This window comes from Stutzerimonas sp. S1, from assembly GCF_025966695.1.
Classification (GTDB): Bacteria; Pseudomonadota; Gammaproteobacteria; order Pseudomonadales; family Pseudomonadaceae; genus Stutzerimonas.
In genome coordinates this window covers 76390-88391 of record NZ_JAOEIY010000009.1, presented here as the reverse complement: position 1 = coordinate 88391, position 12002 = coordinate 76390, and the positions used below count along the sequence as shown (strand labels likewise).

At 63.8% G+C, this 12002-nt stretch carries 9 protein-coding genes; 7 read left to right on the top strand and 2 right to left on the bottom strand.

Going from position 1 to position 12002, the window contains the following annotated elements:
- Window positions 1-208: 208 nt before the first annotated feature.
- The 7 genes from dusB to N8H22_RS18975 all read left to right on the top strand — a co-directional run bounded on the left by dusB (window position 209) and on the right by N8H22_RS18975 (window position 9674).
- Entirely contained in the window at window positions 209-1222 is a 1014-nt protein-coding gene (dusB, locus tag N8H22_RS19005) for a tRNA dihydrouridine synthase DusB (RefSeq protein WP_264592052.1), read from the top strand.
- Window positions 1219-1539, top strand: coding sequence for a DNA-binding transcriptional regulator Fis (gene fis / locus N8H22_RS19000; protein ID WP_264592051.1), 321 nt, complete (start codon window positions 1219-1221; stop codon window positions 1537-1539). The genes dusB and fis overlap by 4 nt, the downstream gene beginning before the upstream one ends.
- A 97-nt stretch (window positions 1540-1636) precedes the next feature.
- The gene (purH, locus tag N8H22_RS18995) at window positions 1637-3241 is read left to right on the top strand and encodes a bifunctional phosphoribosylaminoimidazolecarboxamide formyltransferase/IMP cyclohydrolase (protein WP_264592050.1); all 1605 of its coding nucleotides are present in this window, start codon (window positions 1637-1639) and stop codon (window positions 3239-3241) included.
- A 240-nt stretch (window positions 3242-3481) separates the two neighbouring features.
- The gene (gene purD, locus N8H22_RS18990) at window positions 3482-4774 is read left to right on the top strand and encodes a phosphoribosylamine--glycine ligase (protein ID WP_264592049.1); all 1293 of its coding nucleotides are present in this window, start codon (window positions 3482-3484) and stop codon (window positions 4772-4774) included.
- 114 nt (window positions 4775-4888) lie between these two features.
- Window positions 4889-7690: a hybrid sensor histidine kinase/response regulator gene (locus N8H22_RS18985; protein ID WP_264592048.1), complete on the top strand. Its 2802-nt coding sequence runs from the start codon at window positions 4889-4891 to the stop codon at window positions 7688-7690.
- A gap of 217 nt (window positions 7691-7907) precedes the next feature.
- Window positions 7908-8846: a YbhN family protein gene (locus N8H22_RS18980; protein WP_264592047.1), complete on the top strand. Its 939-nt coding sequence runs from the start codon at window positions 7908-7910 to the stop codon at window positions 8844-8846.
- A gap of 99 nt (window positions 8847-8945) precedes the next feature.
- The gene (locus N8H22_RS18975) at window positions 8946-9674 is read left to right on the top strand and encodes a VC0807 family protein (RefSeq protein ID WP_264592046.1); all 729 of its coding nucleotides are present in this window, start codon (window positions 8946-8948) and stop codon (window positions 9672-9674) included.
- Between the two features lie 216 nt (window positions 9675-9890).
- On the opposite strand, the gene N8H22_RS18970 is transcribed toward N8H22_RS18975, so the two are convergent.
- The gene (locus tag N8H22_RS18970; protein WP_264592045.1) at window positions 9891-10790 is read right to left on the bottom strand and encodes an AEC family transporter; all 900 of its coding nucleotides are present in this window, start codon (window positions 10788-10790) and stop codon (window positions 9891-9893) included.
- 121 nt (window positions 10791-10911) lie between these two features.
- On the bottom strand, window positions 10912-11832 hold the full coding sequence (gene rfbD, locus N8H22_RS18965) for a dTDP-4-dehydrorhamnose reductase (protein ID WP_264592044.1): 921 nt from the start codon (window positions 11830-11832) through the stop codon (window positions 10912-10914).
- Window positions 11833-12002: the final 170 nt, after the last annotated feature.

Genomic DNA, 12002 nt, shown 5'->3' with positions numbered 1-12002 from the left:
GAAGGGGTGCGGGAAGCTGCCAGCCGCCCGTCACCCTGTTCGCACGCAGGGCACGCGCAAGACTGCTTCTAACTGTTGGCGATAAGCCGACCGCTGTTCAGATTTTGTTCAAAACCACCTTTAACCCGTCATGCAGAGCGGGTATTATGCCCACCCTTTTTTGCAGTCCCGATCGACCTAACAAGCAGGCCCCAAGCAGGGAATCTTCATGTCAGCGGTACGCATCGGCCCTTACACCTTACCGAATCGTCTGATTCTCGCGCCCATGGCCGGCGTGACCGATCAGCCGTTTCGCCAGCTTTGCAGACGCTTCGGCGCGGGCATGGTGGTTTCGGAAATGCTCACCAGCGACGTGCGCCTGTGGAACAGCCGCAAGTCACGGCTGCGACTGCAGCATGCCGGCGAGCCGGAGCCCCGTTCGGTGCAGATCGCTGGCGGCGACCCCCAGATGCTCGCCGAAGCGGCCCGCCGCAATGTGGAGATGGGCGCACAGATCATCGACATCAACATGGGATGCCCGGCAAAGAAGGTCTGCAACAAGGCAGCCGGCTCCGCACTGATGCGTGACGAGTTGCTGGTCAGACAGATTCTCGAGGCAGTTGTGGCCGCGGTCGAGGTGCCGGTGACCCTGAAGATCCGCACCGGCTGGGACCATCACAACAAGAACGGCCTGACTATTGCCCGGATCGCCGAGCAAAGCGGAATTGCCGCCCTCGCCGTGCATGGCCGCACGCGTGCCGACCTCTACACTGGTGAGGCCGAATACGACACCATCGCCGCCATCAAACAGAGCGTGTCGATTCCCGTATTCGCCAACGGCGACATCGACTCACCGCAGAAGGCGCACCAGGTGCTGCTGAAGACCGGCGCTGATGCCCTGCTCATCGGCCGTGCGGCACAGGGCCGCCCATGGATCTTCCGCGAGATCGATCATTATCTCGGCACCAGCGAGCTACTGGCGCCGCCGCAGCCAAGCGAAATCGAAGCCACCGTGCTTCAGCATCTGGATGCCTTGCACGATTTCTACGGCGATGTGATGGGCGCCCGCATCGCCCGCAAACACGTCGGCTGGTATCTGGAAACACTGCCGGGCGCACGGGATTTTCGTGCCCGGTTCAATCGTCTGGAGAACAAGGACGCGCAGGGCGCCAGTGTTCGGGCTTTTTTCGCCGAACATCGAGCAGAGCCCGACTCGGGGGATGGACAGGGGGTGGCCGCATGACGCTGTTGAACGAAACTTTGGTAACTGGAACCGCATCCGTGAGCGACAACGTGAATCTGAAGCAGCACTTGAGTACGCCGAGCGAAGCAGGGCAAACCCTTCGCGGCAGCGTGGAGAAAGCGCTGCACAACTACTTCGCCCGTCTCGAAGGCGCCGACGTCACGGACGTTTACAACCTGGTGCTCTCCGAAGTAGAAGCACCGCTGCTGGAAACCGTGATGAACTACGTCAAGGGCAACCAGACCAAGGCGTCCGAGCTGCTAGGTCTGAATCGCGGCACCCTGCGTAAGAAACTCAAACAGTACGATCTTCTCTGAAACACCCGGCGGTGGGCCTCGGGCCACAGTGGCAAGGCGTTCAGCCGGGCCGCGGGCCCGGCTCACGCGTTGAAGCCTGTAGCCTTAGGAACCGTCAATGACCGACCAAACCACCCGCCTCCCCGTCCGCCGCGCGCTGATCAGCGTGTCCGACAAGACCGGCATCGTCGACTTCGCCCGTGAGCTCGCCGCTCTCGGCGTGGAGATCCTCTCCACCGGCGGCACCTACAAGCTGCTCAAGGACAACGGCATCGCCGCTGTGGAAGTCGCCGATTACACCGGCTTCCCGGAAATGATGGACGGTCGGGTGAAGACCCTGCATCCGAAGATCCATGGCGGCATCCTCGGCCGTCGCGATCTGGATGGCGCGGTCATGGCCGAGCACGGTATCGCCCCGATCGACCTGGTGGCGGTCAACCTCTACCCGTTCGCCGCCACCGTCGCCAAGCCAGGCTGCACTCTGCCGGACGCCATCGAGAACATCGACATCGGCGGCCCGACCATGGTCCGCAGCGCGGCGAAGAACCACAAGGACGTCGCCATCGTGGTCAACGCCGAAGACTACGCGTCCGTGCTCGACAACCTGAAAAATGGCGGCCTCACTTACGCCCAGCGCTTCGACCTGGCGCTCAAGGCCTTCGAGCACACCGCCGCCTACGACGGCATGATCGCCAACTACCTCGGTGGCATCGATCAGTCCGCGCAGACCCTCAGCACCCAGGATCGCAGCCTATTCCCGCGCACCTACAACATGCAGTTCATCAAGGCGCAGGACATGCGCTACGGCGAGAACCCGCACCAGCAGGCGGCCTTCTATGTCGAGAAGCCGGAAGAAGCCTGCGTTGCCACCGCGAAGCAGCTGCAGGGCAAGGAACTGTCGTTCAACAACGTGGCCGACACCGACGCCGCGCTCGAATGCGTGAAGAGCTTCGTCAAGCCGGCCTGCGTCATCGTCAAGCATGCCAACCCGTGCGGCGTCGCCGTCGTGCCAGAAGACGAAGGCGGCATCCGCAAGGCCTACGACCTGGCCTACGCCACCGATAGCGAATCAGCCTTCGGCGGGATCATCGCGTTCAACCGCGAACTGGACGGCGAAACCGCCAAGGCCATCGTCGAGCGTCAGTTCGTCGAGGTAATCATCGCACCGAAAATCTCCCAGGCCGCGCGCGACGCCGTCGCCAGCAAGGCCAACGTCCGCCTGCTGGAGTGTGGCCAATGGCCGGCCGAGCGCAGCCCGGGCTGGGACTACAAGCGTGTCAACGGCGGCCTGCTGATCCAGAGCCGCGACATCGGCATGATCACGGAAGCCGACCTGAAGATCGTCACCCGCCGGGCACCGACCGAGCAGGAAATCCACGATCTGATCTTTGCCTGGAAAGTGGCCAAGTTCGTCAAATCCAACGCTATCGTCTATGCCAAGAACCGCCAGACCGTCGGCGTTGGCGCCGGCCAGATGAGTCGTGTCAACTCCGCGCGCATCGCCGCTATCAAGGCCGAGCACGCCGGGCTGCAGGTACCGGGTGCCGTCATGGCCTCCGACGCCTTCTTCCCGTTCCGCGACGGCATCGATAATGCCGCCAAGGCCGGCATCACCGCAGTGATCCAGCCCGGCGGCTCGATGCGCGACCAGGAAGTGATCGATGCGGCCGACGAAGCCGGTATCGCCATGGTCTTCACCGGCATGCGCCACTTCCGCCACTAAGTGGCATGGCCGCGCTGAAGCGGGTGTCTGCGGCGTTTCGGGTGCCTTCGCCAATGCTCATTGCCAACAGGCAACTGCGCTTGTCGAAGGCACCGCGCCTTGCATCCACCCACTCCATCGCGACCCGAAAGCAATGTTGAGGCCGCGATTCGGAACACCGAACGCCAGACATCGTAGGGTGGATAACGCTCTGCTTATCCACCAAGCGGGCCGCAGGCCCGCCCCCAACGGGAGAGAGAAATGAACGTACTGATCATCGGCAGCGGCGGTCGTGAACACGCGCTGGCCTGGAAGGTCGCACAGGATCCGCGCGTCGCCAAGGTCTTCGTCGCCCCCGGCAACGCCGGCACTGCGACCGAGGCCAAGTGCGAAAACGTCGCCATTGACGTGTTGGCCATCGAGGCGCTGGCCGACTTCGCCGCCGCCAACGTGCAGCTGACCATCGTCGGCCCGGAAGCACCGCTGGTGAAGGGCGTGGTCGATCTGTTCCGTTCGCGCGGCCTGGATATCTTCGGTCCGACCGCTGGCGCCGCCCAGCTGGAAGGCTCCAAGGCGTTCACCAAGGACTTCCTGGCTCGCCACAAGATTCCGACTGCCGATTACCAGAACTTCACCGAAGTCGAGCCGGCGCTGGCCTACCTGCGCGAGAAGGGCGCGCCGATCGTGGTCAAGGCCGACGGCCTGGCCGCCGGCAAGGGCGTGATCGTCGCCATGACCCAGGCAGAAGCCGAGGAAGCGGTGCGCGACATGCTGTCCGGCAACGCCTTCGGCGACGCCGGCGCGCGCGTGGTAATCGAGGAGTTTCTCGACGGCGAGGAAGCCTCGTTCATCGTCATGGTCGACGGCGAGCACGTGCTGCCGATGGCCACCAGCCAGGACCACAAGCGCGTCGGCGACGGCGACAGCGGCCCGAACACCGGCGGCATGGGCGCCTACTCGCCGGCCCCGGTGGTAACTGCCGAAGTGCACCAGCGGGTGATGGACGAGATCATCTACCCGACCGTGCGTGGCATGGCAGCCGAAGGCAACGTCTACACCGGCTTCCTGTACGCCGGCCTGATGATCGACAAGGCCGGCAAACCGAAGGTTATCGAGTTCAACTGCCGCTTCGGCGACCCGGAAACCCAGCCGATCATGGTGCGCCTGGAGTCCTCGCTGGTGCTGCTGGTCGAGGCCGCGCTGGCCAAGGCCCTGAACAAGGTCGAAGCCACCTGGGATCCGCGCCCCACCGTGGGCGTGGTGCTGGCCGCCGGCGGCTACCCGGGCGACTATGCCAAGGGTGACGTGATCGAAGGCCTGGCCGACGCCGCGCAACTGGACGGCAAGGTGTTCCACGCCGGCACCGCACTGAACGCCCAGAGCCAAGTGGTCACTGCCGGCGGTCGGGTGCTATGCGCCACCGCTATCGGCGCCAGCGTCGCCGATGCCCAGCAGCAGGCCTATCGCCTGGCCGAGAAGATCCGCTGGAACGGCTGTTTCTACCGCAAGGACATCGGCTATCGCGCTATCGCCCGCGAACGGTCCGGCGACTGAAGCACCGCTCGCCGGAAAATGCGTACGGGGCCGGCATTCCGCGTCCCCGCACGATTACAGCCGATTGGCGGCATGGCTATAATCCCTCGTCACACACATGAAGGGACTTCACCAGTGGGTCGGCTTCGGATCGCCATCGCATTCATCTTTAGCCTGCTCCTGACTGCGCTGAGTCCGCTTTCGGCACAGACCGTCTCGCCACCCTCCTTCGCTGCTGCCTCCACCGAACGCTCAGAACCGCCAAACTGGCGCATGCTGGTCGATCAATCGGGACGCCTGACGCTTGCCGAAGTGATGGCGCAACGGCCGCTGTTCCAGCGACTGGACAAGCTTGCCTATAGCGCCCCAGCTAGTGACGACGCTGTCTGGCTGCAAGTCAGCCTGCCACCCCATACGCAACCGCACTGGCTGTGGCTGTTCGCTCCGCGAGTGCAGTATCTCGACTACTACCTGCTGCGCGATGGTGAGCTCGAACAGCATGTGGCGACCGGCGAACTGCGGCCGATGACCTCGCGACCGCTGCCCGAAAGGGCCTACGTGTTTTCCCTGCCCAACGACGATCACCCCCGCGAAGCCTATATCCGGCTGCAGTCCAGTCATCCGATGATGACCTGGTTCAAGATGCTCGACGAAGCCGGACTGGTCGCGCAGGCGCAGCCAGCGTACCTGTTCGGTGCGCTGTTCGGCGCGCTGGCGCTGCTGATGGTCTACAACCTGCTGCGGTTCGCCTATACCCGCAGCTACAGCCACATCTGGCTGAGCTTGTTGCACGCCGGGCTGCTCAGTTGTGCGGTGGCCAACCTCGGTCTGCTGGCGGTATGGATGCCGCAACTGATCTACAGCCAGCCGATGATCGCCGACCTATCGGCGCTGGTCGCATGTCTGGCCCTGCTGGGATTCACCCTGGGCTTCTTTCGCCAGCGCCAGCGCAACTGGATCAACTGGCTGCTCGGTATCCAGTTCAACCTGACCCTCGCTCTGGCCGCAGCCATCCCGCTGGCGCAGTGGCTCTGGTACAGCTGGCTCATCTACTCGGCGGTCCTGCTGGTCGCCCTCAGCACGCTGGCGGTCGCGATCTACCAGTGGCGACAGCACTATCGGCCGGCCCGCCTGGTGGTCGCCGGTATGCTGCTGTTCAACGGCGGTTTCATTTTCTTCATTCCGGCGGCGCTGGGCTTCGACCAGCTCGATCCCGGCTGGCTGACCGGCGGACTGTTCAGCGTAGCCACCCTCAGCGGCCTAATGCTCAGCTTTGCCCTGCTCGAGCGGCAGCGGCAGGCGCAAGCAGACAGCCGCACCCAACATACCGCCGAAGCGGTGATCAGCGCCGAACTAAAGACCAAGGCGGACTTCCTCGCCAAGATCAGTCACGAGATCCGCACACCGATGAACGGCGTGCTCGGCATGAGCGAGCTGCTGCTGGGAACCTCACTGTCGGCCAAGCAACGCGACTACGTGCAGACGATCCATAGTTCCGGCAACGAGCTGCTGAACCTGATCAACGAGATCCTCGACATCTCCAAGCTCGAGTCCGGGCAGATCGAACTGGACGATGTGCAATTCGATCTCAACGCACTGCTCGAGGACTGTCTGAACATCTTCCGCGCCAAGGCGGAGCAGCAGAAGGTCGAGCTGATCAGCTTCGTCCAGCCACAACTGCCGCCGGTGGTGGCCGGCGACCCCACACGTCTGCGCCAGGCCTTGCTCAATCTGTTGGAAAACGCCTTCAAGCAGACTGACGAAGGCGAAGTCCTGCTGATCGCCGCGCTCGACGAAGCGCCCGACAAGCCGCGCCTGCGCATCACAGTGCAGGACAGCGGTCGCCCGCTGGAAGCCTTCGAACGTGATGCCCTGCTCAATGCCGCGCTGGACAGCCAGGACTTTCTGGCGGCGACCCGCCATGGCGGGCGCCTCGGCCTGATCATCGCGCGCCAGCTGGTACAGCTGATGGACGGTGAACTCGGCGTACAAACCGGAACCGAGCGCGGCAACACGCTGTGGATCACTCTGCCACTGACCGACGAAGGGCTTGCCCAGGCCGACTCCAGCCTCGACAGCAGGCTGCAGGGCACACGCCTGCTGGTGGTCGACGACAACGACACCTGCCGCAAGGTGCTGGTCCAGCAATGCACCAGCTGGGGCCTGGAGGTCAGCGCAGTGGCATCGGGCAAGGAAGCGCTGGCGCTGCTGCGGACCAAGGCGCACCTGAAGGAATATTTCGACGTGGTGCTGCTCGACCAGGACATGCCGGGCATGACCGGCATGCAACTGGCCAGCAAGATCAAGGAAGACTTCAGCCTCAACCACGACATCCTGCTGATCATGCTCACCGGCATGAGCTGCGCACCGAGTAAGGTCATCGCGCGCAACGCCGGAATCAAGCGCATCCTCGCCAAGCCAGTGGCCGGCTATACGCTGAAAACCACGCTGGCCGACGAACTGGCCCAGCGCGACCAGCGCAGCGAACGAAGGCTGATCACCACCACCCAGCCCAGTACGGCACCGCTGGTGGTGCCGGATGATTTCCGCATTCTCGTCGCCGAAGACAACAGCATCTCCACCAAAGTCATCCGCGGCATGCTCAACAAGCTGCATCTGCAGCCGGACACCGCGAGCAACGGCGAGGAAGCTCTGCGGGCGATCCAGGCCCAGCCCTACGACCTGGTGCTGATGGATTGCGAGATGCCGGTGCTCGACGGCTTCGAGGCCACCCGCCAACTGCGCAGCTGGGAAGTCAGCCACGGGCGCCCGCGCACGCCAGTGGTAGCACTCACCGCACATATTCTCAGCGAACACCGCGAACGTGCGCGCGAGGCCGGCATGGATGGACACATGGCCAAGCCGGTGGAGCTGTCGCAGCTGCGCGAGCTGATCGAGCACTGGGTGCAGGTAAAAGCCGCCAATGTCGTCGTTTGATCCGGTCTAGAGAGCCTAGCGTCCGTTCTCAATGGCCATGGGCACGGTTGCTCCCCGCACGATTGACTGACTCCACACTGAACAAACGTGCCCGTGCGCTGCCGATTACCAGTACGGATAAACCTCTGTGAAGGCGTGCGGTGCTCTGCGGCCAGCCCATGCGACGGTCGCAACCCGGGCCCGGCCCGAGCGCCCCGGCGAAGTAAGGAACCGAACGATGATGAAACGAAGCGATGCTGCCTGGACCCTGTTGGGAATCATGGCGGTACTGCTGTCCGGCTACCTGCTGTATCAGGAGGTGCGCACCATTTCGCTGGCCGAGCTCGGCAACAGCTTGCAGGCCATCGACACCTTGCACTGGCTGCTGGCGGCGCTCGCGACCCTGGGTGCCTACGTGGCACTGGCGTGGTACGACCGCATCGCCATGGCGCACCTGGGAAAGCGCATCTCCTGGTGGTTCATCACCCTCTGCTCGTTCACCACCTATGCCCTGGCGCACAACATCGGTGCATCGGTGTTCTCCGGCGCGGTGGTGCGTTACCGAGCCTATCGCAGCAAGGGCCTGACGCCACAGGAGATCGGCATTCTCATTGTCTTCTGTTCGCTGACCTTCGGTCTTGGCACGCTACTGGCGAGCGGTGCCGTACTGGTCCTGCAGCCGAGTGTGCTGGCCCGCATCGTCGAGGTACCGAGCTGGGTGGCGCTGAGTCTCGGCACGCTGCTATTGGCGGTGGTCGGGCTCTACATCTTCGGCGCCTGGCGCCAGCTCGCACCCTGGCGTCTGGGCAAGTGGCACATCGAGTACCCGCGCCTGAAGGTGGTGGCTCGCCAGCTGATGGCAGGGCCACTTGAGCTGCTGTGCGCGGCGGCAATCATCCATTTCGCTCTGCCCGCCGAAGCCCACCCCGGCTACCTGACGGTACTCGGCGTGTTTCTCGCCTCATTCTCGCTTGCCCTCCTGTCCCATGCCCCGGGAGGGCTCGGCGTGCTGGAGGTGACCTTTCTCGCGGCGCTGCCGGAGCTGCCTACCGCCGATGTGCTCGCCGCGCTGATCGTCTTTCGCGGTTTCTATCTGCTGCTACCCTTCGCGCTGGCGATCCTCGTGGTGCTGGGCTTCGAGATCGGCCAGTGGTCGGAACGTCGCAAGAACGAGTAGGCAGATCAGCACCGATTTCGTGCCGGCTGAGCAACATCCGCTGGCGAAGCGGGCGGCCACGGGCGATCATGCGGCCCTCTTAGTACAGCCATCGATGACATGACCGACTCTCACCACACTCACCCCGAGCACAAACCGCGCCCGCTGATCGATCTGGCGGTCAGTATCGTCCTTCCCTCGCTGATTCTGATGAAGCTCAGCGGCGAGCAACGCCTCGGCGCCGATGGTGCGCTGCTGCTTGCCCTGGCGTTTCCGCTCGGCTGGGGGCTGTGGGAGCTGGTCAAGTACCGCAAGTTCAACTGGATCGCCCTGCTCGGCCTGGTCAGCGTGCTGCTTACCGGCGGCATCGGCCTGCTGCAGCTGGACACCCAGTGGCTGGCCATCAAGGAAGCAGCGGTGCCCGGCATCATCGGCATCGCCGTGCTGGCGTCGACGCGCACGCCCTACCCGCTGATCAGAACGTTGCTGTACAACCCCAAAGTGCTCAACGTCGACAAGATCCACGAGCAACTGGAGCGCAATGGCCAGACCGCACACTTCGAGGCACGCCTGCAGCGGGCCACCTATCTGCTCAGTGGCACGTTCTTCTTTTCCTCGTTCATGAACTATGTGCTGGCCAAGTGGATCGTCAACAGTCCGGCCGGCAGCGAGGCCTTCAATGCCGAGCTGGGGCGCATGACTCTGCTCAGCTACCCGATGATCGCTATTCCCAGCATGCTGATGATGATGGCGATCTTCTTCTACCTCTGGCGCACCATCCACGGCCTGACCGGGCTGCGCCTGGAGGATATCGTGGCGACGCCTCACGAGCGGCGTCCGGGGAAGTAAGCGGAACGGCTGCGCCCCTAAGCGCCTGACGCTCCGCTCGGTGAGATCAGAACACCAGCTTGAAGAGGCCAATCACCACGATCAGGCCGATGATGAAAATGATGCCCGCGGTACCGCCGATGAATTTCAGCATGCCGTTCTCCATTTATCAGAGGGTGTAGTGGTGTGACACCCTCCTCCCCGGCACGTTCGGGCGAGTTCCGGCGCAGCGGATTTTCACGGCGTCATCAGCAACATCCACAACGGCAGGCTGCCGGCAGCCAGCACGGTCGAGAGGAACACCGTCGAACTCACCGGGCGGGTATCGTCGGCGTGCCTGACAAAGGCCAACACGTTCACCCCGCTCGGGCACGCGGCCAGCAACACCAGCACGCTGCGCGCGGCGTGGTTAAGTCCGGGCAGCTGGGCGCTGAACCACCACACCAGCAGTGGGAACAGCGCCAGCTTGACGGCTGTCAGCACCAGCACGACGGCACTCGGCCGCAGTCGATAGCGCGACAGGCTGATTCCCAGGACCATCAGTGCACAGGGCAGCGCCGCCTGGGCTAACCAGCCCGCCATCCGCCAGAACGGCTCGGGCAGCTCGAGAGCAGAGAGATTGAGCAAGGCTCCGAGCAGCAGGCCGATGATCAACGGATTGGCCAGATTCTTCAGCAACGCCCGGGCGCTCACTTTCTCACCCGAGCCGAACGCGGCGTAAAAGCTTTGCAGCGAGAACAGAATCAGGCTGTGAAATACCAGAATTGCGAATACGTAGACCAGACTGGCGGCGCCCAGCAACGTGGTCACCAGTGGGATACCGACTAGCACGTTGTTCGAATAGGCTGCCGTCAGCCCAAGCGGTGTCGCGCGCCCACGCCAGCGATGGGCGATCAGGTTGACGATCAGGAAGATGCTCAATACCGGTCCGAAGTAAGCCAGCAGCAGCATGGGCGACATGCCATCACCAAGTTCGGCACGAGCGATACCGGTGAATAGCACCGCCGGCATGAACAGTTTGAAGGTGACGTTGGCCAGGCCCTCGGCGCCCGCGCTTCCCAACCATTGCCGCCAACCCAGCAGGTAGCCGAGTACGATCAGCCCGAAGATCGGCAAAATTGCCTGCACCACCACCATTGCGCCGACTCCCGCCCTGAGTATCCATGCGCGATTGCGCAAAGGGCGGCAGGATACCCGGCCAGAACGGCGTCGCCCAGCCGCAACGGCGCAGTGCCGAGCATGTCTCTAGTGGTTGGCGTTACGCCCGCCGCACGCCGGCTTCCAGCGGTCGCCGCTCCAGCCGCGACAGCTCCACCAGCACTTCGCCAAGATCGGCATGCCAATCGCGCGGGGCCAGACCGAACGCCGCTTCGAAGCGGCTGCAGTCGAGGACCGACCAGGCCGGACGTCGTGCGGGGGTCGGATACTGCGCAGTCAGAATCGGCGAAAGCTGCGGCAGGCGCTCGATCAGCCCCAGCTCGTGCGCCTGCCGGAAAATCTCGCCGGCGAAGTCGTACCAGGAGCAACTCGGCTGCCCACTGTAGTGGTAGAGCCCCCATTCCAGCGTCCCCTGCCGAGCGTAGCGGCTGGCCAGCTCGAGCAGCACGCCGGCGATGCTGCCGGCCTGGGTCGGACAGCCGATCTGATCACTGACCACACCGAGCGCATCGCGCTGCCGTCCAAGGCGCAGCATGGTCTTGACGAAGTTGTGCCCGTGCACGCCGTAGACCCAGCTAGTACGCAGGATCAGATGCGCCGGCTGGCGCGCCGCGATGGCCTGTTCGCCAGCCAGTTTGCTCGCACCGTACACGCCGGTCGGCGCGGTGTGATCGCTTTCGCGGTAGGCGGCGCGGGCATCGCCGGCGAAGACGTAATCGGTCGACAGATGCAGCAGCGGAATGCCGGCCTGGCAGGCGGCGGCGGCCAGATTGGCGGCGCCATCCCGGTTGACCGCATAGGCCTGCTCGGCATGGGTCTCGGCATTATCGACATGAGTATAGGCCGCGGCGTTGATGATCAGTCCCGGGCGCTGCTCTTGTATCTCACGCGCGATCTGTTCCGGGGATGAAACATCCAGTTGCTGACGGTTACGCCCCAGTGCCACAAGGCCGAAACCCGGCGCGCGATTGACCACCTCATGGCCAACCTGACCGCCAGCACCGCATACAAGGATTCGCATTAATTTGTCGCCTCATCGAGAACAGCCACGCAGCGGAACGGGCCGTCCGGATTTTGATTCAAGGACAGGCGTGGTTACACCGGTCGCGAGTCGTGCATCCCGCGCGCGATGACAAGCGGGACTTCGCTATGGCTCGGTGCCTTCAAGCACCGGGCCAGAGCAATCGCCGA

Coding starts and splice junctions, on each gene's coding strand:
- dusB (WP_264592052.1), top strand. CDS start 209: ATGTCAGCGGTACGCATCGGCCCTTACACCTTACCGAATCGTCTGATT.
- fis (WP_264592051.1), top strand. CDS start 1,219: ATGACGCTGTTGAACGAAACTTTGGTAACTGGAACCGCATCCGTGAGC.
- purH (WP_264592050.1), top strand. CDS start 1,637: ATGACCGACCAAACCACCCGCCTCCCCGTCCGCCGCGCGCTGATCAGC.
- purD (WP_264592049.1), top strand. CDS start 3,482: ATGAACGTACTGATCATCGGCAGCGGCGGTCGTGAACACGCGCTGGCC.
- N8H22_RS18980 (WP_264592047.1), top strand. CDS start 7,908: ATGATGAAACGAAGCGATGCTGCCTGGACCCTGTTGGGAATCATGGCG.
- N8H22_RS18975 (WP_264592046.1), top strand. CDS start 8,946: ATGACCGACTCTCACCACACTCACCCCGAGCACAAACCGCGCCCGCTG.
- N8H22_RS18970 (WP_264592045.1), bottom strand. CDS start 10,790: ATGGTGGTGGTGCAGGCAATTTTGCCGATCTTCGGGCTGATCGTACTC.
- rfbD (WP_264592044.1), bottom strand. CDS start 11,832: ATGCGAATCCTTGTATGCGGTGCTGGCGGTCAGGTTGGCCATGAGGTG.